21 protein-coding genes, 6 tRNA genes and 1 other RNA gene are annotated in these 25,122 nt (G+C 53.2%); 16 read left to right on the forward strand and 12 right to left on the reverse strand.

Annotation, left to right across the window (positions count from 1 at the left end; all coding sequences use genetic code 11):
* The first annotated feature begins 520 nt into the window (after positions 1-520).
* Both lpxP and ypdK read left to right on the forward strand, forming a co-directional pair.
* Positions 521-1,441, forward strand: a complete 921-nt coding sequence (lpxP, locus tag L3068_RS16145) for a kdo(2)-lipid IV(A) palmitoleoyltransferase (protein WP_086527720.1) — start codon at positions 521-523, stop codon at positions 1,439-1,441.
* 358 nt (positions 1,442-1,799) lie between these two features.
* A complete protein-coding gene (ypdK, locus tag L3068_RS16150; RefSeq protein WP_099458937.1) occupies positions 1,800-1,871 on the forward strand; it encodes a membrane protein YpdK in 72 nt (23 codons plus the stop codon).
* A 52-nt stretch (positions 1,872-1,923) separates the two neighbouring features.
* Here ypdK and alaC read toward each other — a convergent pair whose 3' ends face one another.
* On the reverse strand, positions 1,924-3,162 hold the full coding sequence (gene alaC, locus L3068_RS16155) for an alanine transaminase (protein ID WP_014884716.1): 1,239 nt from the start codon (positions 3,160-3,162) through the stop codon (positions 1,924-1,926).
* A gap of 387 nt (positions 3,163-3,549) precedes the next feature.
* On the opposite strand from alaC, the gene L3068_RS16160 reads away from it, so the two are divergent.
* Positions 3,550-5,256 (forward strand): sensor histidine kinase, encoded by a 1,707-nt coding sequence (locus L3068_RS16160; RefSeq protein ID WP_048996823.1) that lies wholly within the window; start codon positions 3,550-3,552, stop codon positions 5,254-5,256.
* A 1-nt stretch (position 5,257) separates the two neighbouring features.
* The gene (locus tag L3068_RS16165; RefSeq protein ID WP_045269731.1) at positions 5,258-5,989 is read left to right on the forward strand and encodes a LytR/AlgR family response regulator transcription factor; all 732 of its coding nucleotides are present in this window, start codon (positions 5,258-5,260) and stop codon (positions 5,987-5,989) included.
* A gap of 31 nt (positions 5,990-6,020) precedes the next feature.
* On the opposite strand, the gene glk is transcribed toward L3068_RS16165, so the two are convergent.
* Entirely contained in the window at positions 6,021-6,986 is a 966-nt protein-coding gene (gene glk, locus L3068_RS16170) for a glucokinase (RefSeq protein ID WP_014884719.1), read from the reverse strand.
* Positions 6,987-7,191: 205 nt separating this feature from the next.
* Between glk and L3068_RS16175 the strand changes: the two genes are divergently transcribed.
* Positions 7,192-8,427 carry an ion channel protein gene (locus L3068_RS16175; protein WP_014884720.1) on the forward strand — a complete coding sequence of 412 codons (1,236 nt, stop codon included), beginning with the start codon at positions 7,192-7,194 and terminating at the stop codon, positions 8,425-8,427.
* On the opposite strand, the gene ipdC is transcribed toward L3068_RS16175, so the two are convergent.
* Positions 8,428-10,086 carry an indolepyruvate decarboxylase gene (ipdC, locus tag L3068_RS16180; RefSeq protein ID WP_014884721.1) on the reverse strand — a complete coding sequence of 553 codons (1,659 nt, stop codon included), beginning with the start codon at positions 10,084-10,086 and terminating at the stop codon, positions 8,428-8,430.
* Positions 10,087-10,270: 184 nt separating this feature from the next.
* Between ipdC and mgrA the strand changes: the two genes are divergently transcribed.
* Both mgrA and L3068_RS16190 read left to right on the forward strand, forming a co-directional pair.
* The gene (gene mgrA / locus L3068_RS16185; RefSeq protein ID WP_117580758.1) at positions 10,271-11,269 is read left to right on the forward strand and encodes an L-glyceraldehyde 3-phosphate reductase; all 999 of its coding nucleotides are present in this window, start codon (positions 10,271-10,273) and stop codon (positions 11,267-11,269) included.
* A 127-nt stretch (positions 11,270-11,396) separates the two neighbouring features.
* Positions 11,397-11,747, forward strand: coding sequence for a DUF2502 domain-containing protein (locus tag L3068_RS16190; RefSeq protein ID WP_023331027.1), 351 nt, complete (start codon positions 11,397-11,399; stop codon positions 11,745-11,747).
* Between the two features lie 32 nt (positions 11,748-11,779).
* Here L3068_RS16190 and L3068_RS16195 read toward each other — a convergent pair whose 3' ends face one another.
* Positions 11,780-13,018 carry an Nramp family divalent metal transporter gene (locus tag L3068_RS16195; protein WP_014884724.1) on the reverse strand — a complete coding sequence of 413 codons (1,239 nt, stop codon included), beginning with the start codon at positions 13,016-13,018 and terminating at the stop codon, positions 11,780-11,782.
* Positions 13,019-13,364: 346 nt separating this feature from the next.
* Between L3068_RS16195 and L3068_RS16200 the strand changes: the two genes are divergently transcribed.
* Positions 13,365-14,552: a NupC/NupG family nucleoside CNT transporter gene (locus tag L3068_RS16200; protein ID WP_014884725.1), complete on the forward strand. Its 1,188-nt coding sequence runs from the start codon at positions 13,365-13,367 to the stop codon at positions 14,550-14,552.
* A gap of 44 nt (positions 14,553-14,596) precedes the next feature.
* Here the strand turns inward: L3068_RS16200 and L3068_RS16205 are convergent, their stop codons facing one another.
* From L3068_RS16205 to L3068_RS16215, 3 genes are all read right to left on the reverse strand, one after another.
* Positions 14,597-16,786 carry a sensor domain-containing phosphodiesterase gene (locus L3068_RS16205; RefSeq protein WP_014884726.1) on the reverse strand — a complete coding sequence of 730 codons (2,190 nt, stop codon included), beginning with the start codon at positions 16,784-16,786 and terminating at the stop codon, positions 14,597-14,599.
* Positions 16,787-17,001: 215 nt separating this feature from the next.
* Positions 17,002-17,077 (reverse strand) — tRNA-Ala (locus L3068_RS16210).
* A 41-nt stretch (positions 17,078-17,118) separates the two neighbouring features.
* Positions 17,119-17,194 (reverse strand) — tRNA-Ala (locus L3068_RS16215).
* A 217-nt stretch (positions 17,195-17,411) separates the two neighbouring features.
* Here L3068_RS16215 and L3068_RS16220 point away from each other — a divergent pair.
* Positions 17,412-17,774, forward strand: coding sequence for a YfeC-like transcriptional regulator (locus L3068_RS16220; protein WP_014884727.1), 363 nt, complete (start codon positions 17,412-17,414; stop codon positions 17,772-17,774).
* Between the two features lies 1 nt (position 17,775).
* A complete protein-coding gene (locus L3068_RS16225; RefSeq protein WP_032629138.1) occupies positions 17,776-18,168 on the forward strand; it encodes a YfeC-like transcriptional regulator in 393 nt (130 codons plus the stop codon).
* 44 nt (positions 18,169-18,212) lie between these two features.
* Here L3068_RS16225 and gltX read toward each other — a convergent pair whose 3' ends face one another.
* Positions 18,213-19,628, reverse strand: coding sequence for a glutamate--tRNA ligase (gene gltX, locus L3068_RS16230; RefSeq protein WP_117580756.1), 1,416 nt, complete (start codon positions 19,626-19,628; stop codon positions 18,213-18,215).
* Positions 19,629-19,886: 258 nt separating this feature from the next.
* Here gltX and L3068_RS16235 point away from each other — a divergent pair.
* From L3068_RS16235 to L3068_RS16255, 5 genes are all read left to right on the forward strand, one after another.
* Positions 19,887-19,962, forward strand: a tRNA-Val gene (locus tag L3068_RS16235).
* A gap of 41 nt (positions 19,963-20,003) precedes the next feature.
* Positions 20,004-20,079: transfer RNA gene (locus L3068_RS16240), tRNA-Val, on the forward strand.
* A 29-nt stretch (positions 20,080-20,108) separates the two neighbouring features.
* A tRNA-Val gene (locus L3068_RS16245) sits at positions 20,109-20,184 on the forward strand.
* Between the two features lie 4 nt (positions 20,185-20,188).
* Positions 20,189-20,264: transfer RNA gene (locus L3068_RS16250), tRNA-Lys, on the forward strand.
* Positions 20,265-20,293: 29 nt separating this feature from the next.
* A non-coding RNA gene (locus L3068_RS16255) (RtT sRNA) lies at positions 20,294-20,419 on the forward strand.
* Between the two features lie 55 nt (positions 20,420-20,474).
* Here the strand turns inward: L3068_RS16255 and L3068_RS16260 are convergent.
* The 3 genes from L3068_RS16260 to xapA form a co-directional block, all read right to left on the reverse strand.
* A complete protein-coding gene (locus L3068_RS16260; RefSeq protein WP_063433767.1) occupies positions 20,475-21,365 on the reverse strand; it encodes a LysR family transcriptional regulator in 891 nt (296 codons plus the stop codon).
* A 67-nt stretch (positions 21,366-21,432) separates the two neighbouring features.
* Complete coding sequence (locus tag L3068_RS16265) at positions 21,433-22,689, reverse strand: nucleoside permease (protein ID WP_087529906.1); 1,257 nt, start codon at positions 22,687-22,689, stop codon at positions 21,433-21,435.
* A 51-nt stretch (positions 22,690-22,740) separates the two neighbouring features.
* Complete coding sequence (gene xapA, locus L3068_RS16270; protein ID WP_014884731.1) at positions 22,741-23,565, reverse strand: xanthosine phosphorylase; 825 nt, start codon at positions 23,563-23,565, stop codon at positions 22,741-22,743.
* A 207-nt stretch (positions 23,566-23,772) separates the two neighbouring features.
* On the opposite strand from xapA, the gene L3068_RS16275 reads away from it, so the two are divergent.
* Positions 23,773-24,114: a FlxA-like family protein gene (locus tag L3068_RS16275; RefSeq protein ID WP_014884732.1), complete on the forward strand. Its 342-nt coding sequence runs from the start codon at positions 23,773-23,775 to the stop codon at positions 24,112-24,114.
* Here L3068_RS16275 and L3068_RS16280 read toward each other — a convergent pair.
* Positions 24,111-25,046, reverse strand: coding sequence for a LysR family transcriptional regulator (locus tag L3068_RS16280; protein ID WP_014884733.1), 936 nt, complete (start codon positions 25,044-25,046; stop codon positions 24,111-24,113). The two genes, L3068_RS16275 and L3068_RS16280, sit on opposite strands and share 4 nt — an antisense overlap.
* Positions 25,047-25,122: the final 76 nt, after the last annotated feature.

Raw genomic sequence — 25,122 nt, forward strand, 5'->3', positions numbered from 1 at the left:
CAATATTGTTTTGATTTGCATCACAGCACTATATCAAAAACACAGGAGAGAACTACTTTAGACTCGATAAAAAGAAAGGTGAATAAATTATGGACTCAGGCACTTCATTCATTGGATGAATAATAAATAAGAACTTTCACAAAGAAAATTCTTATTTGTTAAACGAAGAGGTACAAAAAAAATTTGAATACGGAATCTGCCACAAAAAAATAGCGCTTTTAATCCTTCCTCTCTTGAAGAGGCTTCCTGCCCGACTCAGGTGGAAGGTGTTCTCATGACTGACTGCCTATAAAAACTGTAAAATCAACCACCTCCTTGACTGCCGCTTTTTTAATCAAAAACGAGTAATAGCACATAACGTATAACGGTGCTACATTACGCCGCCCACCCAAATCAGCAGTGGTCAGGCAACGCCGTAAAGTTCGGTAAAGCCTGAAACCATCACCTTGAAGAACGGTCTTAATGGCACGTCGTATCGCACACGCTGCGCTACCTTTACAGGCTTCACATAGGTTTTACTATCTTGTCTCAATCCAAATTTGAACGTGCGTTTTTACACCCGCGTTACTGGTTTACATGGTTTGGTCTTGGCGTACTCTGGCTGCTGGTGCAACTTCCCTACCCTGTGCTGCGTTTGCTGGGGTCGAAACTGGGCAGCGCCTCTCGCTATTTCCTGAAACGTCGCGAAGCCATCGCGCGCAAAAACATCGAGCTTTGCTTTCCTCAGTACAATGCTGAAGAGCGCGAAAAATTGATCTCTGAAAACTTTAAATCTATCGGTATGGCGCTGCTCGAAACCGGTATGGCCTGGTTCTGGTCGGATGAACGCGTCCGCAAGTGGTTTGATGTCGAAGGGCTGGACAACCTTAAACGCGCGCAGTTGCAAAAGCGCGGTGTGATGGTTGTGGGCGTTCACTTTATGTCGCTGGAGTTGGGTGGCCGGGTGATGGGTCTTTGCCAGCCAATGATGGCGACCTACAGACCGCACAATAGTCCAGTAATGGAGTGGGTACAGACGCGCGGCCGCATGCGTTCCAATAAAGCGATGATCAGCCGTAATAATCTGCGTGGAATGGTCGGTGCCCTGAAGAAAGGTGAAGCCGTCTGGTTTGCCCCCGACCAGGATTATGGACGTAAAGGCAGCAGCTTTGCCCCCTTCTTTGCCGTTAAAGACGTGGCGACAACCAACGGTACCTTTGTGATTTCGCGGTTGTCAGGCGCCGCCATGCTGACCGTGACGATGGTGAGAAAAGCGGATAAATCAGGCTATCGTCTGCACATCTCTCCTGAAATGGCTAACTATCCTGAAAACGAATGCGAAGCCGCAGCGTTTATCAACAAGGTCATCGAAACTGAAATCATGCGCGCGCCAGAGCAATATCTCTGGATGCATCGCCGTTTCAAAACGCGCCCACTTGGCGAAGCCTCGCTCTATATTTAAGTCCCGCGTGACGGTTAGTTTCGATAAGAAACTAACCTTTTCAATCACCTGTAATAACCCCGTGTAACGGTTTTTCGTCGCGTCGCTCAAAGTGAATTTATTGCCTTGTGAAATCAAACTGTCGCCGTTCCACGACACCCGTAAGTGTCGGAAATTATTTAAAAAAATCCCTCTTGTCACCCCTCATTTTTAGGCGTACATTAGCGCCGTCTGGCTACAGGAAAGCACAGAATTCTGAGCTGGAGTCGGCGGCATAGCGGGAAAATTCTCATTTCCGTTTTGGCCGGATTTCAGTTCTCTATACTCAGTTGGACTCTGTTTTTAAATGCGTACCACAAGATACGCGGAGCGATGAAACGTGAAATATTTCTTTATGGGCATTTCGGTGATCGTTTTAGTCTGGGCCGGAACCTTTGCCCTGATGATCTAGTGAAGAACATGCAGTCAAAAAGACAGGAGCCATAGGCTCCTGTCTTTTTATGTCATGATGATGCGGGGTGTTCGGAGACGCTCTTTGTTGAGAGCAGGCCATCGGCCCGGAACATACTTTTGATGCCCCTCACCGCCTGACGAATACGGTCGCTATTTTCGATTAAAGCAAAGCGCACGTGGGTGTCACCGTAATCACCAAAGCCAATGCCCGGTGAAACACACACCTTCGCGTCCTGCAGCAGTTTTTTAGCAAACTCAAGCGATCCCATTGCCGCATACGGCTCCGGAATTTTCGCCCAGACGTACATGGACGCTTTCGGCATTTCCACCATCCAGCCCGCTTCATGTAACCCTTTTACCAGCACGTCGCGGCGGCGTTTATACTGGGCTGCAATGTCGTGAACGCATTGCTGATCGCCTTCAAGCGCCGCAATAGCGGCAACCTGTAGCGGCGTAAAGGTGCCGTAATCGTGATAGCTCTTGATTCGCGCCAGCGCACTCACCAGCGTTTTGTTACCTACCATAAAGCCAATACGCCAGCCCGCCATGTTGTAGCTTTTCGACAGAGTAAAGAATTCTACCGCCACGTCACGCGCCCCCGGCACCTGCATGATTGAAGGCGCTTTCCAGCCGTCATAGACGATATCCGCATACGCCAAATCATGTACCACCAGCACGTCATAACGCTTAGCCAGGGCCACAACCTTCTCAAAGAAATCGAGCTCCACGCACTGCGCCGTCGGGTTGGACGGGAAACCAAGGATCATCATCTTGGGTTTCGGATAGCTTTCGCGAATTGCGCGCTCCAGCTCGTTGAAGAAATCGACGCCTTCCACCAGCGGTACAGAACGTACCTGCGCCCCGGCTATCACCGCGCCGTAAATATGGATTGGGTAACTTGGATTGGGAACCAGTACCGTATCACCGTGATCCAGCGTGGCCAGCATCAGGTGCGCCAGCCCCTCTTTCGAGCCGATGGTCACAATGGCTTCACTTTCAGGATCGATATCAACCTGATAACGATCCTGATACCAGCGCGAGATCGCGCGGCGTAATCTGGGAATACCGCGCGAGGTTGAGTAGCCGTGCGTATCCGGACGCTGGGCAACCGTGCAGAGCTTCTCAACGATATGCGGTGGCGTTGGGCCGTCAGGGTTGCCCATGCTGAAATCAATGATGTCTTCGCCGCGCCGACGCGCAGCCATTTTCAGTTCAGCGGTGATATTGAAAACATAAGGGGGGAGACGATCGATACGCGTAAAACGGCGTTCAGGACTGAATTCAGCCATAGATTCCTCAGATTAACGTTAGCGCCCGGACCGTCCGAGCGACGCTGCCACTGATGTGACGTGCTTAGAAAATAACCTGAAAAAAATCACGCTGTCGAGAGGGAAATGAAAAAAAAGAGAACCCCATGAAAACCGGAACACGGGTACGCCTTAAAGCGGAAGGAGGGGGACTCATATCGGCTTTCCGTTATCTATTGTTTAACACAATGATATCAAAACAGTTACCGGACGATGCGACAGCAGGAAAGAATCGGGAGGTATCAATCCTCATTCGATAATCCCCTTTCTAAAACAGGGTTTTTCCTCATTTGATAAACCTGACGGATAGCTGGTCAATATGCCCCAGGTTTTTTATCATGGTTCTTTCCCGTTTTCCCAGGTCTGCTCGTGCACGAAATATTCACTATGCTGCTGGCGGTTTTTGATCGCGCAGCATTAATGCTGATTTGCCTGTTCTTCCTTATTCGCATTCGCCTGTTTCGCGAGCTGTTGCATAAATCTGCTCACTCGCCGAAAGAGCTGCTGGCCGTCACCGCTATCTTTTCGCTCTTTGCGCTGTTCAGCACCTGGTCCGGCGTGCCGGTAGAGGGCTCGCTGGTTAACGTGCGGATTATCGCCGTCATGTCTGGCGGAATTTTGTTTGGTCCGTGGGTAGGTGTCATCACCGGCGTGATTGCCGGAACCCATCGCTACCTGATTGATATCGGCGGCGTCACGGCGGTGCCGTGCTTTATCACCAGCATTATCGCCGGGGTACTATCCGGCTGGATCAGCCGTAAAATCCCGAAAAAGCAGCGCTGGCGCGCCGGGATCCTCGCGGGTATGGTGTGCGAAACGCTGACCATGATCCTGGTTGTCGTCTGGGCTCCCACGACCGCGCTGGGGCTGGATATCGTCTCGAAAATCGGTATCCCTATGATTCTGGGTAGCGTGTGCATCGGTTTTATCGTGCTGCTGGTGCAGAGTGTGGAAGGGGAAAAAGAGGCCAGTGCCGCTCGCCAGGCCAAGCTGGCGCTGGATATCGCCAACAAAACGCTGCCGCTTTTCCGCCACGTTAACGCGGAGTCGTTGCGTCAGGTCTGCGAGATTATTCGCCACGACATTCACGCGGATGCCGTCGCTATCACCAATATTGACCACGTGCTGGCTTACGTCGGCGTTGGCGAGCACAACTACCGCGACAATGATGACACGATAAGCCCGACCACCAGACAAGCGATTAACTACGGTAAAATCATTATTAAAAACAATGATGAAGCCCACCGAACGCCGGAGATCCACTCCATGCTGGTGATCCCGCTTTGGGAGAAAGGCGTGGTGACGGGCACGCTGAAAATTTATTACTGTCACGCGCATCAGATCACCTCAACGCTGCAGGAGATGGCGATAGGTCTGTCGCAGATCATCTCCACGCAGCTTGAGGTCTCCCGGGCGGAACAGTTACGCGAGATGGCAAATAAGGCAGAGCTGCGCGCGCTGCAGAGCAAAATCAATCCCCATTTCCTGTTTAACGCGTTAAACGCCATCTCCTCTTCAATTCGTTTGAATCCGGACACCGCGCGCCAGCTGATTTTCAACCTGTCGCGTTATCTGCGCTACAACATTGAGTTGAAGGATGACGAGCAGATCGACATCAAAAAAGAGCTGTATCAGATTAAAGACTACATCGCGATCGAGCAGGCGCGCTTTGGCGACAAACTGACGGTCATTTACGATATTGATGAAGAGGTCAACTGCGTGATCCCGAGCCTGCTGATCCAGCCGCTGGTCGAAAACGCCATTGTTCACGGTATTCAGCCCTGTAAAGGCAAAGGTGTGGTCACCATTAGCATCACCGAAAGCGGCAACCGGGTGCGTATCGCCGTGCGCGATACCGGCCACGGGATTGACCCAAAAGTCATCGAGCGCGTGGAGTCTAATGAGATGCCGGGGAATAAAATCGGGCTGCTGAATGTGCATCACAGGGTCAAGCTGCTCTACGGCGATGGGCTGCATATTCACCGTCTTGAACCCGGCACTGAAATCGCTTTTTACGTCCCGAATGAACGCTCCCCTGTTCATGCGACGGCATCACTGTTACCTCTGGGTGAGTAATATGAAAGTCATTATCGTTGAAGATGAAATTCTGGCTCAACAGGAACTCACCTGGCTCATCAAAACCCACAGTCAGATGGAGATTGTGGGTATCTTTGACGATGGGCTGGACGTGCTGAAATTTCTGCAGCATAACCGGGTCGACGCCATTTTTCTGGATATTAATATTCCTTCGCTGGACGGCGTCTTGCTGGCGCAAAACATCAATCAGTTTGCCCACAAGCCGTTTATTGTGTTCGTTACCGCCTGGAAAGAGCATGCCGTTGAGGCCTTCGAACTGGAGGCGTTTGACTATATTCTGAAACCTTACCAGGAGTCGCGGATTGTCAGCATGCTGCAAAAGCTGGAGGCCGCATGGCAGCAACAGAGCGCTCCGGTCACCGCCAGCCCGACGGTACGGGAAAACGACACCATTAATCTGGTCAAGGATGAACGCATCATCGTGACGCCAGTGAATGATATCTACTACGCCGAAGCGCATGAGAAGATGACGTTTGTCTATACGCGGCGGGAATCGTTTGTCATGGCGATGAACATTACCGAATTCTGCGGCAAGCTGCCGTCGGCCCACTTTTTCCGCTGCCACCGTTCGTTCTGCGTGAATTTAAATAAGATCCGCGAGATCGAGCCGTGGTTTAACAATACCTATATTTTGCGTCTCAAGGATCTGGATTTTCAGGTGCCGGTGAGCCGCAGCAAGGTGAAAGAGTTCCGTCAGCTGATGCACCTGTAAAACGCCCTCTCCCGGCGGAGAGGGCTCTGTGTCAGAGGATTTGCCCGAGAACCTGACGCAGATGGGCACCCGAACCCAGCAGGCCAGGGTTATCATGCACGATGAGATAAACAGGAATATCCTGCACGTAGCTTCTGAAGCGTCCTTTATCTTCAAACCCACCGCGGAAACCTGAAGCTTTAAAGAAGTCGAGGAAGCGTGGCACAATCCCGCCCGCAATATAGACCCCACCAAAGGTGCCCAGCGTTAGCGCCAGGTTGCCGCCGAAACGCCCCATGATGACGCAGAACAGCGACAGAGCACGACGGCAGTCAATGCAGCTGTCCGCCAGCGCGCGTTCGGTGACGTCTTTCGGCTGCAGGTTTTCCGGCAGACGTCCGTCCGATTTCACAATTGCACGGTACAGGTTCACCAGCCCCGGTCCAGACAGGACGCGCTCGGCAGAGACGTGGCCGATCTCAGCGCGTAACTCTTCGAGAATAATGCCCTCTTCTTCGCTGTTTGGCGCAAAGTCTACATGACCGCCCTCACCCGGCAGGCTTACCCAGCGCCGATCAACATGCACCAGATGCGAAACGCCCAGACCCGTACCGGCACCGTAAACCGCAATCGGCTTTCCCTCGACCGGTTCAGCACCGCCGAACTGGATCAGATGCTCTGGCTTGAGCATCGGGATCGCCATAGACACGGCGGTGAAGTCATTGATGATTTCCAGATGCGCAAAACCGAGGTTCTTTTTCATCTCTGCAATAGAGAATGCCCAGGTATGGTTGGTCATGGCGACCCAGTCGCCAGTTATCGGGCAGGCAATGGCAATGCAGCCATCCTCGACGCTCACCTGATGTTCATCCAGATAGACGCGGACAACGGCCTCAAGGCTGGGATAATCCAGCCCCGAGTAGGTTTTCGCCCGGGAAATTTCACCGCTACTTACATCGCATAATGCGAGGCGCGCGTTCGTGCCGCCCACATCACCTACCAAAGCATACTTTGTCATTCTTCTACTGCTCCGCTAAAGTCAGAATAAATCTTTGGGACACTGTAAATTCAAGGCGTGATAACAACAACGACTGGAAGGTGAATGCCCATGGATTATCGATCTTCGTCACAGAATAACTTTACCGTTTCAGCACCTTTTGCACTATTGCCATAAAGCTGATTGTGCAGAGTAACGTTATACCGTTTTGTACAAGGAAATCATCATGCTCCACCCGCGAGCCAGAACCATGCTGTTGCTGGCAATTCCGGCGCTCATCATTGGCGTGGCGTCAAGCCTGGTACTCATTGTCGTGATGAAAGTCGCGTCGGTACTGCAAGCCCTGCTATGGACGGCGCTTCCGGCGAAACTGGGGATCACCGCTGATTCTTCAGCGTGGATCATTTTGATGCTGACGTTAACCGGTATTGCGGTAGGCCTGGTGATCCGATTCAGTCCCGGCCACGCCGGACCGGACCCGGCGCTGGAGCCGCTGATTGGCGCCCCGGTTCCGCCCTCTGCGCTGCCGGGGTTGATCATCGCGTTAATTGTGGGCCTGGCGGGCGGCGTCAGCCTCGGACCAGAGCATCCCATTATGGCGGTGAATATTGGTCTGGCGGTGTTCCTGGGCTCACGCATTTTACCGCGCGTGGGTGCGCTGGACTGGACGATCCTCGCCTCCGCAGGCACCATCGGGGCGCTTTTCGGCACGCCCGTCGCTGCCGCGCTGATTTTTTCACAGACGCTTACCAGCAACAATGATGTCCCGCTCTGGGACAAACTATTTGCTCCCCTGATGGCCGCGGCGGCGGGCGCGCTAACAACCAGTCTGTTTTTCCATCCCCACTTCTCCCTCTCTCTGCCCCACTACGGAGAGATGCGAATAGCGGATATTTTCAGCGGTGCCATCGTCGTTGCAATTGCCATCGCGCTGGGGATGGTCGCGGTATGGTGTCTGCCGCGCCTGCACCGGCTGGTGCATAAACTCAAGCATCCGGTGTTGATTCTGGGCACAGGGGGATTGATCCTCGGTATTTTAGGCACCATCGGCGGGACGGTGACGCTGTTTAAAGGCCTGGACGAGATGCAGCAGCTGGCATTCAGTCAGGTATTTAGCGTTTCCGACTATCTGCTGTTTGCCGTCATCAAACTGGCGGCGCTGGTCGTCGCGGCTGCGTGCGGTTTCCGCGGTGGACGCATTTTCCCGGCGGTGTTTGTCGGCGTGGCGCTGGGGCTGATGTTGCACGAACATGTGGATGCGGTTCCGGCGGCAATTACCGTCTCCTGCTCGATTCTGGGTCTGGTTCTGGTGGTGACGCGTGACGCATGGCTGAGCCTGTTTATGGCGGCGGTTGTGGTGCCGGATTCGACGCTGTTCCCGCTGCTCTGCATCGTGATGTTGCCCGCCTGGCTCCTGCTGGCGGGCAAACCGATGATGATGGCCTGGCGAAACGATAAGTAATCAGGCGCTGTTGCGCGCTTCCAGCGCTTTGGTGAGCGCGCTCAGCAGCGGCGGTATGTCGGATTTCGGCAGCATGACCTCGATCAGCGAAAGCCGCTCGTGGTGCGCCACTTTTTCCAGCACATCCACCAGCTCGCCCGCCTCACTCACCTGCCAGCACTCGGCCTGAGGCGCGAGACTCAGCGCCTGTGGAAGGTGCGTCCAGTTCCAGAGCGCAATATCATTATACCGTTGCTCTGGTCCATGGATGGCCCTTTCGACCGTGTACCCTTCGTTGTTTAGCACCAGAATGATCGGACGTTGTTTATCACGCAACATCGACCCGAGCTCCTGAATAGTCAGCTGCGCCGCGCCATCCCCCGTCAGCACTATCACACGCCGGTTCGGGCAAGCCGTTTGTGCGCCAAACGCTGCGGCCAGCGTGTAGCCGATCGACCCCCACAGCGGCTGGACGATAAAATTCACGTCAGCCGGAAGGCGCAGGTCAATGGCGCCGAAGGCCGACGTTCCCTGATCGGCAAGGATGATGTCTCCTGGGCGAATAAACGTTTGCAACGTTTTCCAGAAATTCTCCTGGGTCAGCGCGCCCTCCGGCTGAGGGAAGCTCATTGCGCGATGGGAAGCTGGCGCAGGTTTATCATGCACATGCTGTTTACACAGTTCCACCAGCGTTTCGATTGCCTGAAGCATCGGGATGCCGGTAAACCAGACGTCACCGACGCGGGCAGCGTGAGGCTGAACTTCTATCGTTTGGGCCGGGGTTAGCTGATGGGTGAAACCGGCGGTGAGGGTATCGGTAAAACGGGTGCCGATGCACAGTACCGTATCCGCCCCTTCAATCGCCTCTTTTACCGGGCCGGCGCTTGCCGAGCCGCTGTATGTGCCGTAAAAACCGGCATGACGTTCGTCGAATATCCCTTTACCCATTAGCATCGTGGCGTGCGCCATCGGCACGTCCTTCACCCACTTCTGTAGCGCATGCTTGTGTCCATGGCGCAGAACAAGGAAATCAGCTAACAGCGCGGTGCGCTTGCTGGTTGCCAGTTTATTTTCCGCAGCATCCCGAAACGCTTTCAGGCAGGCACTGTCGGCATGGGCATGGTGAAGTGTGAGAGCGTTTACAGGAGGCGTGGCGGCTTTTTTTGCCACGTCGGCAGGTAACATCAAATAGCCGGGGCGACGCTCCCGGAGCATGGTGGTCAGAACCCGGTCGATTTCATAGCAGGCGTTTTGTTCGGTCAGGATCGCCTGAGCGACGGTAATCGGCTCGCTCATATGATAAAAATGGCGGAACTCCCCATCACCCAGCGTATGGTGCAGCAGTTCCCCTCGTTGCTGTGACGCCGTCCCCGGCGCCCCGACAATATGCAATACCGGAACGTGCTCGGCATAGCTTCCCGCGATGCCATTCATGGCACTTAACTCGCCGACACCGAATGTTGTGAGCAGCGCGGCGAAGCCCTTGCAGCGGGCATATCCATCAGCGGCATACGACGCGTTTAATTCGTTGGCACAGCCCACCCAACAGATGTCGGGGCTGTCTATTACATGGTCGAGAAACTGCAGGTTATAGTCGCCCGGCACGCCAAACAGATGATCGGCTCCACAATCAGTAAGACGGTCCAGCAGGTAATCGGCGACGCAGTATGGGGTACGCATGAACAGGTATCCTTCTAATGTTGACCTCACTTTGAGTATTAGAGAAGCGTGATGGCTGTCCAGAATCAGCGGTAAGAAGGGTATGGAAAGAATGCTTTACAAAAAAGGCTGCGCTATGCTGCTTTTTTTCACGTTAATGTAAACGCATACACTGATTTTTCTCATCTGCGCACGAGGTCATAAAATGGGTTATCAGCCGGATAAAAATCGTTACCAGACAATGCAGTATCGTCGCTGCGGTCAAAGCGGGCTCAGGTTGCCCGTCATATCGCTGGGTCTGTGGCATAACTTTGGGGACGCCACGCGTCTCGAAAACAGCCGTCAACTTTTCCAGCACGCCTTCGACCTGGGTATTACGCATTTCGACCTTGCCAATAACTATGGTCCTCCACCGGGGTCGGCCGAGCGTAATTTTGGGCGTATTTTGCAGGAGGATTTTCTGCCCTGGCGCGACGAGCTGATTATCTCGACGAAAGCGGGATATACCATGTGGGAGGGCCCCTACGGCGACTGGGGATCGCGCAAATATCTGCTGGCAAGCCTGGATCAAAGCCTGAAACGCATGGGGCTGGAGTATGTCGATATCTTCTATCATCACCGTCCTGACCCGGAGACCCCGCTGACTGAAACCATGAAAGCGCTTGACCATCTGGTGCGCCAGGGAAAAGCGCTGTATGTCGGGTTATCCAACTATCCTGCAGAGCTGGCGCGAAAAGCGATTGATATCCTGAATGACCTTGGCACGCCCTGCCTGATCCACCAGCCGAAATACTCCATGTTTGAACGAGGGCCGGAAGGGGGTTTACTGGCCGTGCTACAGGAAAAAGGCGTCGGCTGTATTCCCTTCTCGCCGCTGGCGGGAGGACAGCTCACCAACCGATATCTGAACGGTATTCCCGCAGACTCCCGTGCGGCAAGTGGCAGTCAGTTCCTCAACCCGGATCAGATCACCGAAGAGAAGCTGGAAAAAGTGCGTAAGCTCAATGCCCTGGCGGAAGACCGCGGCCAGAAGCTATCGCAGATGGCGCTGGCCTGGGTGTTGCGCCATGACGACGTGACGTCGGTGCTGATTGGGGCAAGTCAAGCTGCTCAAATTGATGACGCCGTTGGCATGCTGGAAAACCGCCATTTCTCCGCGGAAGAGCTGAACCTTATTGAAGAAATACTGAGTAGCTCAAAATAAAACCAATTTTAGCAAAAAGTGCTCTGAACCTGGAATTCGGAGTTGAGGCGATGAAACGAGGCTTTACCAACTCGTAATATTGCGTTAACAGGCCCCACAAAGGCCCCGATCGTGAAGGAGAAAGAGTATGTTCAGGTCACTGATTCTTGCAGCGGTATTACTGGCTTCCGCCCCGCTCATCGCCACTGCTGGCGAAATCACCCTGTTGCCATCAGTAAAATTACAAATTGGCGATCGTGACGACTACGGCAGATACTGGGACGGTGGCTACTGGCGCGACCGTGATTACTGGCATCGTCACTATGAGTGGCGCGGAGACCGCTGGTGGAAACACGATAACGGCAGACACCGCGGCTGGTATAAAGATAATGCCTATGAACGCGGCTATCGCGAAGGCTGGAACGATCGTGACGACCGCCGCGGTGGCTGGGGTCACGGCCCAAAAGGACACGGTGGTCACGGCCACGGTCGTCATTAATGTAAAAAGGAGCCTTTCGGCTCCTTTCTCTTTTATAACCCCAGCGCTGTGCCAATCAACAGCCATAAATTTAGCGCCACAACCACTACTACAATTGCCCATCCTGTCCGTTTCACCAGCGTCGAGTTAACCAGATCGCCCATCAGGGCTGGATTGCTGGTAAAAATCAGCAGAGGAACCAGCGCCAGTGCGATACCAAAACTCAGCAGCACCTGACTCATCACCAGAATTCGCGTGGGATCAAGCCCCATCAGAATCACAACAAACGATGGCAGCATGGTGACGGAACGACGAACCCACAGGGGAATATGGAAACGCACAAATCCCTGCATCACCACTTGCCCCGCCAGCGTGCCCACCACCGTGGAAGAGAGACCGGCAGCCACCAGGCTCAAACCAAAAATCGTGGCAGCAGCATGGCTCAGTAACGGCTCCAGCGTGAGATACGCCTGGTCGAGATCGGCAATACCGGTATGACCGTTAAAGTGAAAAGCGGCGGCTGCGGTGGCCATCATCGCCAGGTTCACAAAACCCGCGATGGTCATGGCAATCGCCACATCCCATTTGGTTGCCGAATAACGTTCTTTACGCGTCCCACCGTGAAGATGCTGGGTCAGCGAAGAGTGCAGATAAATGACGTGTGGCATAATGGTCGCCCCAAGCACCCCGGCAGCCAGGAAGACGGCTTCCGACGTTGGCAGGCTGGGGATCACCATGCCTTTACCAAGCTGTACCAGGTTTGGCTGGGAGAATATCAGCTCGACAATATAGGCCGCCGCGACAAACAGCAGCAGCCCACCAATCACCTTTTCAAGCGGCTTTTGCCCCCGACGCTGTAACATCAGGATCAGGAAAGTGGCAATCCCGGTCAGGACCGCCCCTTGCAATAGCGATACGCCCAGAATCAGCTTAAAGCCGATCGCCGCACCGATAAATTCAGCGAGATCGGTTGCCATGGCGATGATTTCAGCCTGCACCCAGTAGAGCCAGACGGCCGGACGTGGGTAGTGGTCGCGGATTTGTTCTGCCAGGTTTTTGCCCGTAGCAATCCCCAGTTTTGCTGAGAGCATTTGAATCAGCATCGCCATCAGGTTCGCCCAGACGACCACCCACAGCAACTTATAGCCGAAGCTGGCCCCGGCCTGAATATTGGTCGCAAAATTACCCGGATCGATATAGCCAATGGCAGCAATGAACGCAGGTCCCATTAATGCGAACCGCAGCTTGCGCGCCGCTCTGCCACTGCTACCCTCTACGCGACTGTTAGTCATTATCTGCCTCTGGAAATATAGCCTTCGCTATGTTTAATGCTATCAAAATGAGAATGATTATCAAGATCATTTAAGTGGTTAAACATGATTTCTCTGATAGCTAAGAACGATAGATGGGCAGGTGGTGCGACATCACAGAATGTGAAAATGCGCAGTCATTTGTGAAGCGTAGCACACAAACTTAACTTTTCACTCATTTACCTAACATAACGAAAATGTATTGTGGATCACTATTTTTGAGACTCGTCACAGGATGTAACTATAGTGTGTCCTTGATCTCGTTTTCTTTTCGCTTGTTGCATAGAATGTGCACGAAAATTAAACCTGCCTCATATTTGGAGCAAATATGGACCGCGTCCTTCATTTTGTCCTGGCACTTGTTGTCGTTACTGCACTCGCATTGCTGGTCAGCACAGACCGCAAAAAAATTCGTATTCGTTATGTTGTCCAGCTGCTGGTCATTGAAGTTTTACTTGCGTGGTTCTTCCTGAACTCCAACGTAGGTCTCGGCTTCGTAAAAGGCTTCTCCGAAATGTTCGAAAAACTGCTCGGATTCGCCAACGAAGGGACCAACTTTGTCTTCGGTAAAATGAACGACGAAGGTCTGGCATTCTTCTTCCTGAAGGTGCTGTGCCCAATCGTCTTTATCTCCGCGCTCATCGGTATTCTGCAGCACATCCGTGTTCTGCCGTTCGTGATTCGTGGAATTGGTTTCCTTTTATCCAAAGTCAACGGCATGGGCAAGCTGGAGTCTTTCAACGCCGTCAGTTCCCTGATCCTCGGTCAGTCTGAGAACTTCATCGCGTATAAAGATATTCTCGGCAAAATGTCGCGTAACCGCATGTACACCATGGCGGCAACCGCAATGTCTACCGTTTCCATGTCTATCGTGGGCGCGTATATGACCATGCTGGAGCCAAAATATGTTGTCGCTGCGCTGGTTCTGAACATGTTCAGCACCTTTATCGTGCTGTCGCTGATCAACCCATACCGCGTTGACGCCAGCGAAGAGAATATCCAGATGTCCAACCTGCACGAAGGCCAGAGCTTCTTCGAAATGCTGGGCGAGTATATTCTGGCCGGTTTCAAAGTGGCGGTTATCGTTGCCGCCATGCTGATCGGCTTCATTGCGCTGATCTCTGCGCTGAACGCCCTGTTCGCCGCGGTGCTGGGTATCTCCTTCCAGGGTATTCTGGGCTACATCTTCTATCCTGTTGCCTGGGTGATGGGTGTTCCGGCTCACGAAGCGCTGCAGGTGGGCAGTATCATGGCAACCAAACTGGTTTCTAACGAATTCGTTGCGATGATGGATCTGCAGAAAATTGCCAGCACGCTTTCTCCGCGCGCGGAAGGCATCCTGTCCGTGTTCCTGGTCTCCTTCGCGAACTTCTCGTCCATCGGTATTATCGCCGGGGCGATTAAAGGCCTGAACGAAGAACAGGGTAACGTGGTTTCACGCTTTGGCCTGAAACTGGTGTACGGCTCCACTCTGGTGAGCGTTCTGTCCGCGTCCATCGCAGCGCTGGTCCTGTAACGTTTACTGCAAAACAAAAAACCGGGAGCTTGCTCCCGGTTTTTTTATGCCCGTATTTCTTCCAGCGGTTTGGGTTTACCTATCAGGTAGCCCTGCAGGTAATCCACGCCGAAGCGAAGCAACATCTCCCGCTGTGCGGGTGTTTCGACATACTCCGCCACCACACATAGCGATTTCGTCTTCGCCAGATTACACATCGACTGGACGATCATCGCATCCATGTCATCAGTACAAATGTCTTTAACAAAGCAGCCGTCAATTTTGATGATATCCGCCTGCAGACGTCTGAGACGCTCGTAGTTGGCGTACCCCGTACCAAAATCATCAATAGCAATCCGGAATCCACAATCCCGCAGTTGCTGAATATTATTGATGCTGCAACCTGAATTGGAGAAAGCCTGCTCTTCGGTGATCTCAATGACCACGGTTTGAGGGGCAACGCCGTATCGTTCAAACAGCGCACAAATCTCGGTCGCCACCTCTTTTTGCATCAGCGTGAGCGGCATCAGATTGACGGAGAAACGGGCCCCAGGCTGCGTCGCAGGATGATCTCGCAGCCACAGCAGTAATTTTTCCATAACGCACATATCAAACCGGTGGCTAAGGTTGAACTGGGCAATCAGCGGAATAAAGCGATCAGGGGTGATGATTTCGCCCTCGCTCTCCATACGCGTCAGAATTTCGTAGTAACCGCTACCGTCTGCCTTCTGGATCGGTTGCGCGTATAAATGGAACTGACCCGCCTCCAGGGCATGCTTAATCCGCGCTAACATCAGGACGCGCTCTGTTGTTTGTCCTGATGCAGCCTCCAGGCTATTCGTCAGCGCAAGTACGTTCTGTCCTGCACAAGATTGCTCAGCCAGCCAGCTTAGTTGCCCCAGCGTGTGATGCAATTTTTCACCGTTTTCGACCATCCCCCAGGAGGCACCAAACTCAATATCCAGCCCGGTGTTGTTCCAGAAAATTTTCCGGCTGTTCAACCGATCAACCATATGCTGGAGACGCTCAGCAATTTCCGGCCCCAGCAAGACCACCACCAGCTCGCTTCCGGGCAACTGGAAGAGCATCTCGTCCTTTTGCAGAAGGGGCTGCAGCGACGAGGCGATCGTGCGTTTGCAGTGGACCCGCATCAGGATCCCGTAATGGCGGCTTAAAAATTCCAGGTTATCCATGCGCAGAATGCACACTTTGGCATCCTGGTGAATCTCAAGATACTCCTCCAGCGCACGGATATTGGGCAAACCGGTCAGCGGATCGGTCAGCGCTCTGCCCTGCCATCCCCGCTTCAGCCACTCGCTACGCTGGTAAATCCGCGACATGTAAAGCAAGCAGATGGCAAACGAGATCAGCACGGACAGGATAAAGGAAAGTGAATGGCCCGACTCCACACCATTCAGGAAGTTATAGTTGTAGGTCAACAGCAGAAGCGCTGAAGCAGCCCAAAGCAGAGAGATAAGTGCATAGGTCAGGCGGCTTATCGCTAAGGTAAAGAGAATAAAAATCAGCGGCATTAAATAGCCCGCTATAACAGGGGATTCAAAAGGGCCACATAAAACAGCGAGAATGAAGCCTAGAAGCATGAGCCAGACAAATATAAACAATGAATTCTTATGGAAAAAAATGGGCTTCACGCTTCGTCGCCAGAAGGTAATGGCATAACGAGGATTAATTATCATTCTTAACGGGTAATAGAACATCATGGTAAAAATCAGCGCCGCGCCTATCAGACTTTGAATATCCACGACGTTATAAATTACCGTCCCTTCACCGAAGAAGGTGGAGATAGTTACCGGGAAATCAAACAAATAGCCCGCTAAATACATCGACATTTTAATGCCGAGTGGCACAATAAAACCGAGCCAGAATATCCGTAATCCAATGTGCTTGTTAGGAATGCAGTAGCGCCAGCGCCTGCCCAGCATGATGCGCAACAGGCCGCACGCCGCGAACAACGCAAAGGTCTGACAAAACAGCAATACTGAATATTGTAGCGGTGCTAAATTAATATAGAATAAATTAGTGACAGTAAAACCTAACAGAATGGGAAGAATTGCCCGACGACCAAATAACAGAATTACCGCCAGCATAACGCTCAGGGGTAACCACGCTAAATAAACGTCGTGACCATTCACAATCGCGCGCGGGGAGAGATAACGGGAGAAAGGAACCGCGATCAGGCATATCGCCAGGGCAATTATAAATATCTTTACATTATTGTACGTTTTTCTATTCATTAAGCTGATGCGATTATTATCCGTTCATATCATTGACCGGATGGATAATAGGTTTATTAATTGTGCGAATCAAGTTGAAGTCTATTTATGGACAGGTTTATTGATTTCGATTGAGGTCAGGTACAGGAATACCTTCTTTTTGATAACAAAATGCGGTGGTGAACGTTACAAACAGATAAAAAAAACCCTCGTCTTTTGACGAGGGTTTAAAATTTTGGTGGAGCTAAGCGGGATCGAACCGCTGACCTCTTGCATGCCATGCAAGCGCTCTCCCAGCTGAGCTATAGCCCCACATGTGACTTTACTGACCGCACTCTGTTGGGTTCAGAGTTTGGTGGAGCTAAGCGGGATCGAACCGCTGACCTCTTGCATGCCATGCAAGCGCTCTCCCAGCTGAGCTATAGCCCCATCGTAAAGCTGTCATGTTGACGGGCGGCATAATATGAATTCCGCCGCGGAGTGTCAACGGCAAATTCATTGACCGTGATTCAATCGCCGAAAATTCATGCAAATGAATTACTTTGCGAGCCTGCTCGCAGTCATGAGTTAAGCCTGTCACGTTTTCACGTTAAACGGTGCTATAAAATGAGCCGTTAATTAACCCCACGAATATTCAGGAAATTGTATGATCAAGGAACGAATGACGCCGGAAGAGTTAGCCCTGCTCACCGGCTATAGCCGACAGACCATCAATAAATGGGTACGCAAAGAGGGTTGGATAACGTCACCAAAACCAGGCGTCCAGGGGGGCAAAGCACGCCTGGTACATGTGAATGAAAAGGTGCGTGACTTTATCCGCAGCGCGCGACGGGCAACGGAGACATCCGCAATGCCTGACGGCATCAGCAATGAGCGTTCGCTTCATACCCTCCTCCTGACGCTGGCAAATGAAATGACGCCAGAAGAGCAGAAGCAGATGACATCACTGTTACTGCGGGAAGGGATTACCGGTTTGTTACAACGCCTGGGAATTCGCGACCAGAATTAATATGAAAAGATTACGTAGCAAAATGACCACGGAAGAGCTGGCGGAGAGTTTAGGCGTTGCCAGGCAAACGGTGAATCGCTGGATACGCCAGCAGGGATGGGAGACCGAAGGTCTCAATGGTGTGAAAGGCGGTCGGGCGAGGCTCATACACGTCGATGCGCGCGTGAAGGAACATATCATGCGCCTCCCGGCTATCCGAAACCGTCAGGCAGTTTACCACCTGGCAGAGACAACAGCGCCATACATTGTCCCCTCCTCTACTCTGCGACCGGATATCATTGCGACGCTGGAAAACCTGACGCCGTCTGAACAGGAACGTCTGGATGCATTCCTGAAGCGCGAAGGGTTACGCGGCTTTCTTACCCGTCTGAATCTGGCTGAATATACGGCATAAAAAAACGGCAGGTCACCCTGCCGTTCTGCCAGACTAAAATGTGATTACTGCTGGTTTTCACGTGCCGCAATAAAGTCCAGCGCTTTGTTAATACGCGCCACACTGCGTGATTTACCAATTGCATGCACGGTCACATCCAGTGCCGGGGACTGGCCCGCACCGGTCACCGCAACACGCAGCGGCATACCGACTTTACCCATACCAACTTCCAGCTCGTCCGCCGTCTTCTGAATAGCGTGATGCACGTTCTCTGCGGTCCAGTCAGCGATCGCAGTCAGCTTGTCTCGCACCACTTCCAGCGGCTGACGCGCAACCGGGCGGAGGTGTTTCTTCGCCGCATCCGCGTCAAACTCATCAAACTCTTCATAGAAGTAGCGGCAGCTTTCAGCCATTTCTTTCAGCGTTTTGCAGCGCTCGCCGAGCAGTTTCACCAGGTCCGCCAGTTCAGGGCCTGTACGGGTATCAATATTTGCCTGCTCAATGTGCCACTGCAGGTAAGTCGCCACGTATTCCGGCGGCATGGTATTGATGTAATGATGGTTCAGCCACTGCAGCTTATCGGTATTAAATGCGCTCGCTGATTTGCTCACTGAGCTCAGCGAAAATAGTTCGATCATCTCTTCGCGGCTGAAGATCTCCTGGTCGCCGTGGGCCCAGCCCAGACGCACCAGATAGTTCAGCAGCGCTTCCGGCAGATAACCGTCATCGCGATACTGCATAACGCTGACCGCGCCGTGACGTTTAGACAGTTTTTTCCCGTCATCGCCGTTGATCATGGAAACGTGTGCATAGACAGGCACAGGGGCGTTCAGCGCTTTCAGAATGTTGATCTGGCGCGGCGTGTTGTTGATATGGTCTTCACCACGGACAACGTGGGTAATTTCCATATCCCAGTCGTCAACCACAACGCAGAAGTTATAGGTTGGGGAACCATCGGTGCGGCGGATGATCAGATCGTCCAGCTCCTGGTTGCTGAATTCGATCGGGCCACGGATCTGGTCGTCAAAGATCACCGAGCCATCCTGCGGGTTAGCAAAACGCACCACGCACGGTTCATCAGCAGCATGCTCGCTATGGTCATGGCGGCAGCGGCCGTCATAACGCGGCTTTTCACCGTTTGCCATCTGCTCTTCACGCAGCGCATCCAGACGCTCTTTGGAGCAGTAGCATTTATACGCCGTGCCCGCGACCAGCATCTCATCAATAACTGCATTATAGCGGTCAAAACGTTTGGTCTGGAAATACGGGCCTTCATCCCACTCCAGGTTCAGCCAGTTCATCCCATCCATAATGGCTTCAATTGCTTCCGGCGTGGAGCGCTCAAGATCGGTGTCTTCAATACGCAGCACGAACTCACCTTTGTTGTGGCGTGCAAAAAGCCAGGAATAGAGAGCAGTACGAGCACCACCGACGTGCAGATAGCCTGTCGGGCTCGGCGCGAAGCGAGTTTTGATTTTCATGAAATGGCCTTACGTTATAAAGATGCCGGCAATCGGCAAATCCCGGGGAAAAAACAATGGGCAATATTCTATCACTGTGGGGGGATTCCTCAATGTTCATCCCTTTATCATGAGCGAGTTTGCTGTTTTTGTTTAGAAATCATGCGCCACCGCCCGTTTTGCGATCGTTTTGTTTAATTTTACGACGAACGAATAAAAACTTTAGAAAATGCGTTGACTCATTTTCAACTCTCCCTATAATGCGACTCCACACAGCGGGGGTGATTAGCTCAGTTGGTAGAGCATCTCCTTTACACGGAGGGGGTCGGCGGTTCGAGCCCGTCATCACCCACCATCTACTTCGGTAGACTCGCAGTGTAGATAAGTGTTGAGATTGGGCGATTAGCTCAGTTGGTAGAGCATCTCCTTTACACGGAGGGGGTCGGCGGTTCGAGCCCGTCATCGCCCACCATTCTCATCTTATCGCAGCAGTTCCGAAATGGGCGATTAGCTCAGTTGGTAGAGCATCTCCTTTACACGGAGGGGGTCGGCGGTTCGAGCCCGTCATCGCCCACCATTTCGGGTCGTTAGCTCAGTTGGTAGAGCAGTTGACTTTTAATCAATTGGTCGCAGGTTCGAATCCTGCACGACCCACCAATGTAAAAAAGCGCCCTAAAGGCGCTTTTTTGCTATCTGCGATATGGATGATTCGAACCTGCAGCAGGTTCGAGCCGAACGCAGTGAGGCACCGGAGTCGTTTACGGCGACGGCCCGAAGGGCGAGCGAAGCGAGTCATCCTGCACGACCCACCAATGTAAAAAAGCGCCCTAAAGGCGCTTTTTTGCTATCTGCGCATCTGCAGTTTGTCTACTTTCCTGCCGTCAACGTCTCAATCAACGTCTTCACCGCCGGCGTCACCTGTTTCTCGTTATACACGACATACAAATCTGCCGGAATACGCTCTTTCAGCGGGCGAAACACCACGCCCGGCCACTGCATTTGCGCGTAACTGTCGGCAGCGAGCGTAATCCCCATCCCCATGCTTATCATCGCCAGTACCGTTTGTGGCTCTACGGCTTCGCGTACAATCATCGGTGAAAAACCGGCCTGCTGGCAGACGCGATGTAAAAATGCCCAGTCAGAATGTGCTGACGGCATCGTGACGAAATACTCGTCCTGTAAATCAGCAAGCGCAACGGAGGGTTCCCTGACCAGCCGGTGATCTTCCGGCATCGCCACAAGAAACGCCGCCTCGCGCAACCGCACGCTGGTAAACCCCGCGGTGGGCTCCGTTGCCATTCGCCAGATCCCAATATCCAGCTCCTGGCGCTCAAGCAGCGCCATCTGCATGACCGGCGACTTTTCGCGAAAAACGACATCAACATTCGGGCGTTCTTTCAAAAAAGTGCGCATAACCGTGCGCACCTCGCTCCACATGGCGGTACCGACAATACCCAGCTCAATGCGCCCTGCCTCACCCCGGCCAATTTGTTCGACGCGCGCCAGAGCCTGATTTGCGCTGGCAAGCAGCCGACGAGACTCTTCCATCAGCACTTTACCCGCATGCGTCAACGCGACGCTTCGCGAGTGGCGAATAAACAGTAACGTGCCCAGCTGGCTTTCCAGCTCTTTAATGTGCAGGCTTAATGGCGGCTGGGACATATTGAGACGGGCCGCAGCCCGTCCAAAATGCAGTTCCTCCGCCACGGCCAGAAAATAGCGCAGCAGCTTGAGGTCGGTTCGATAGACGCGTTCCATCAAAACATATCCTGGCGATAACACTTAAGCGCCTACCTTAAAGCCTTTCACCGCAGAGAGGGGAAATTTAGTGCGCAACTGTGCGCATCTCGCTGTTTTTACTGGCGTGGTGGTAGTTAAAGCTAAAATAAAACACCACGGCCAGTACCAGGGCATAGGCTGCAAACACCAGCCAGATCGTCTGCCAGTCTTTCACCCCATCCACCGAGAAATAATCAACTGCCATACCGCTCAATACCGATCCGAAATAAGCCCCAATACCGTTAACCGTCGTCATAAACAGCCCCTGTGCGCTGGCGCGAATATCGGTGCTGACCTCCTGTTCGACAAACACTGAGCCGGAAATATTGAAGAAGTCGAATGCACAGCCATAGACAATCATGGAAAGCATGAGCAGCACAAAGCCCGTTGCGGAGGGGTCGCCAAAGGCAAACAGACCAAACCGGAGCATCCAGGCCACCATGCTCATCAGCATCACGGCTTTAATACCAAACCGTCCGAGGAAGTACGGAATGGTCAGAATGAAGAACACCTCTGACATTTGCGAAACGGAGAGCAAAATGGACGGGTACCTGACGATAAAGCTATCTGCATACGCCGGATTACGGGCAAAATCATGCAGGAAGGGGCTACCGAAGGTATTGGTGATCTGCAGCACAGCACCCAGCAGCATCGCGAACAAAAAGAACACCGCCATGCGAGGCTGTTTAAAAAGAACAAAGGCATTAAGGCCCAGCTTGCTGGCCAGAGACTGGGACGTTTTCTGCTTCGCCACGGGAATGGCCGGCAACGTCAAAGAATAGAGCGCCAGCAGCAGAGACGCGCCAGCTGCAATATAAAGCTGCACGTTGCTTAGCTCCGCCCCCATCAGGCTTATGGCCCACATTGCCACAATAAAGCCCACGGTGCCATACACCCGCACGCGCGGAAAATGGCTTACCGTCTCCAGACCCGCCTGCTCAAGACAGGAATAGGAGATCGTATTCGACAGCGCAATGGTGGGCATAAAGGCCATCGCATTGACCAGCATGACCCAGAACATCAGGCCGGGCTCATTCACCTGCGCGGCGTAACAGAGTGCGGCGGCACAGACGAGGTGGCAAATGACGTAGGCGCGGTCTGCCCGTAGCCATTTGTCGGCAATGATTCCCACCAGCGAAGGCATAACGATCGCGGCAAGGCCTTTGGAGCTGTAGACCATGCCCACGTCGGAGCCGGTAAAGTGTAGGGTGTTGATCATGTAAGCACCGAGGGTAACCAGCCAACTCCCCCAGATAAAATATTGCATAAAGGACATCATCTTTAAGCGAGTCGTGATGTTCATAGCCCATTCCTTATAGCAGTGTGGCCCTGACGGGCCACTTTATTGTTTTACTCAGGCAATATGGCGGAGAAAACCGCAGATAAGATTGATGAAGTTCTGGCGTGAGAGCTCAGCCGCCGCGAGCGTCTGCTCATGCGACAGCTTTACCTCGCCCAAACCTTCGGCGAGGTTGGTAATTGCAGAAACGGCTACAACCTTCAGGCCACAGTGGCGTGCGGAAATCACTTCCGGCACCACGGACATGCCGACCACATCGCCGCCGATAATTTGCATCATGCGGATCTCTGCCGCCGTCTCGAAGTTCGGGCCCGGATAAGAGACAAATACCCCTTCATGCAGCGGGAAACCCTCTTTCGCCGCCACGGTTTGCAGCATCGCACGGTAATCCGCGTCGTAAGCATTGGCCAGGGAGAAGAAACGGTCGCCAAAGCGCTCATCGTTCAGCCCCACCATCGGCGTGCCAGGCATGGTATTGATATGGTCGCTCAGGGCAACCAGGCTCCCCGGCAGAACTTCCGGGCGCAATGAGCCTGCCGCATTGGTGCTAAACAGCAACTCACATCCCAGCAGTTTGAACGTGCGGATCGCATCGGTCATGATGGTCATCCCGCGCCCCTCATAGAAGTGCCCTCGCCCTTTCATACAGGCAACAGGCACCCCGGCAAGATGCCCCAGCACCAGCTCGCCTGCGTGGCCGTGGACGGTGCTCACCGGGAAGCCCGGCAGTTTTTCATAGCTCAGGGAAACGGCATCATCAATCTGGTCGGCGAGCGCGCCAAGGCCAGAGCCGAGAATAAACGCCACGCGAGGCGTGAAGTCAGGCTTAGCCGCACGGATAATATCGGCGCAGTACCACGGGTTATTTGAGAGGGTCATAGAGGCTCCTTGAGAATGAAGATCGCGATAGCATGGATCGCATGACCCTAGTCTTATATCCGGAGCCTGCGGGTGACCTCCAATACACTTTCCCGACACCATCAATACTGTTTTTGTATCAATGTAACGCCCTGCCAGATATGGCTGTTTTGCTCAAGCTAATCCCGTCAGTGCCGATACCTCTGTTTTATAACGCGAGGAAAAAGTATGACGACCATTCAGGCTTCAGCCCCACCCATTCAAACCAGCGGCGGCGGGAGTGGGGCTTCCGGCGGGAACGATATTGCTGCGCAAATCAGCCGTATTCTCGACAAAATCCAGCAGCTGACTCAGCAGTTAAAAGAGCTGGCGGACAGTTCCGGCAGTGCAGATGAAAAGAAAAAGCAGCAGGAGCTCATTCAGACCCAAATCACCGTGCTACAGGCGCAGCTCGCCGCGCTGCAGCACCAGCAGGCTGAAGAGGAGCAAAAGAAACAGGAGCAAGCGCCGGGTAAAGTGGAAGGGGTGAATAGCCCGACAGACGATCATCAGATCGATATCTATATTTAATCGTCGGATGCGTTAAACAGTGGGTCGCGTATGCGGGCCTCGGTTAATCGCTGTGCCTGGATACGCACCACTTCCCATATAGCCTGCGCCGCCCCCGAGAGGGAACGATTTTTGCGCCGGACTAACATCAGTTTTCGCTCGACAACAGGCGTTAAACGCTTCACGGCCAGTCGGCTCCCCTGCGGCAGGGGGAGCGCCAGAGCGGGCAACACGCTGATCCCAATTCCGGCTTCCACCATGGGAAACAGCGTGGCCGGATGCCCAATTTCCTGCACGATGGTGGCCTTTACGCCCTGATTAACCAGCGCGGAATCGATCAGCGGACGGCTGCCGGAGGCATAATCCTGCAAAACCAGGTTCGCGCCCTGCAGGGACTGCCAGTTGACCGCCGGCAACGTTGCCAGCGGATCGTCATCCCGGCAGAGCAGTAAAAAAGGCTCAGAAAGCACGCTTTCGCACGCCAGGTCGCTCACCTGGCCGGGGTCGATCACAATACCAAAATCCACATCTCCCTGACGGATGCTTTCCAGCACCCACTGCTGCGGCCGATCATGCAACACAAAATCAATGTCCGGATAGCGGTGGTTTCCCTCCGCGATACACTGCGGGATAAGGTGTGCCGATATTGTCTGGCTGGCTGCGACCCGCACGGTACCCGAAAGCTGCTGCCCCAGCCTTCCCACGTCTCTGAGCGTGCTGTTCAGTTCATCCAGCAGACGTTCGAGGCGCTGGGCCAGCTGCTGCCCTGCTTCGGTCAGCACCACTTCGCGTGTGGTACGGTCAAGCAACCGCACGCCGGTCTGATTTTCCAGCTCTTTCACGCTGTGGCTGACGGCTGACTGGCTGAGGCCAATCATCTCTCCTGCCCGGCTGAAGCTACGGGCATGGGCAACGGTGACAAAAATACGAAGCTGGCGTAAGGAGTAATTCATCTGTTTAATTCATGAATGAATGCAATAAATCAATTTTATTTCTCAAATGGAAAAAAGCACAATAGCGACATCTGTT

The sequence above is a fragment of the Enterobacter cloacae complex sp. ECL414 genome, from assembly GCF_021869685.1.
In the GTDB taxonomy this organism is placed as follows: domain Bacteria; phylum Pseudomonadota; class Gammaproteobacteria; order Enterobacterales; family Enterobacteriaceae; genus Enterobacter; species Enterobacter kobei.

Bases quoted from the DNA above. Each gene is read 5' to 3' on its own strand.
- alaC (WP_014884716.1), bottom strand. From the start codon at position 3,162: ATGGCTGAATTCAGTCCTGAACGCCGTTTTACGCGTATCGATCGTCTC.
- L3068_RS16165 (WP_045269731.1), top strand. From the start codon at position 5,258: ATGAAAGTCATTATCGTTGAAGATGAAATTCTGGCTCAACAGGAACTC.
- glk (WP_014884719.1), bottom strand. From the start codon at position 6,986: ATGACAAAGTATGCTTTGGTAGGTGATGTGGGCGGCACGAACGCGCGC.
- L3068_RS16175 (WP_014884720.1), top strand. From the start codon at position 7,192: ATGCTCCACCCGCGAGCCAGAACCATGCTGTTGCTGGCAATTCCGGCG.
- ipdC (WP_014884721.1), bottom strand. From the start codon at position 10,086: ATGCGTACCCCATACTGCGTCGCCGATTACCTGCTGGACCGTCTTACT.
- mgrA (WP_117580758.1), top strand. From the start codon at position 10,271: ATGGGTTATCAGCCGGATAAAAATCGTTACCAGACAATGCAGTATCGT.
- L3068_RS16190 (WP_023331027.1), top strand. From the start codon at position 11,397: ATGTTCAGGTCACTGATTCTTGCAGCGGTATTACTGGCTTCCGCCCCG.
- L3068_RS16195 (WP_014884724.1), bottom strand. From the start codon at position 13,018: ATGACTAACAGTCGCGTAGAGGGTAGCAGTGGCAGAGCGGCGCGCAAG.
- L3068_RS16200 (WP_014884725.1), top strand. From the start codon at position 13,365: ATGGACCGCGTCCTTCATTTTGTCCTGGCACTTGTTGTCGTTACTGCA.
- L3068_RS16205 (WP_014884726.1), bottom strand. From the start codon at position 16,786: ATGAATAGAAAAACGTACAATAATGTAAAGATATTTATAATTGCCCTG.
- L3068_RS16220 (WP_014884727.1), top strand. From the start codon at position 17,412: ATGATCAAGGAACGAATGACGCCGGAAGAGTTAGCCCTGCTCACCGGC.
- L3068_RS16225 (WP_032629138.1), top strand. From the start codon at position 17,776: ATGAAAAGATTACGTAGCAAAATGACCACGGAAGAGCTGGCGGAGAGT.
- gltX (WP_117580756.1), bottom strand. From the start codon at position 19,628: ATGAAAATCAAAACTCGCTTCGCGCCGAGCCCGACAGGCTATCTGCAC.
- L3068_RS16260 (WP_063433767.1), bottom strand. From the start codon at position 21,365: ATGGAACGCGTCTATCGAACCGACCTCAAGCTGCTGCGCTATTTTCTG.
- L3068_RS16265 (WP_087529906.1), bottom strand. From the start codon at position 22,689: ATGAACATCACGACTCGCTTAAAGATGATGTCCTTTATGCAATATTTT.
- xapA (WP_014884731.1), bottom strand. From the start codon at position 23,565: ATGACCCTCTCAAATAACCCGTGGTACTGCGCCGATATTATCCGTGCG.
- L3068_RS16275 (WP_014884732.1), top strand. From the start codon at position 23,773: ATGACGACCATTCAGGCTTCAGCCCCACCCATTCAAACCAGCGGCGGC.
- L3068_RS16280 (WP_014884733.1), bottom strand. From the start codon at position 25,046: ATGAATTACTCCTTACGCCAGCTTCGTATTTTTGTCACCGTTGCCCAT.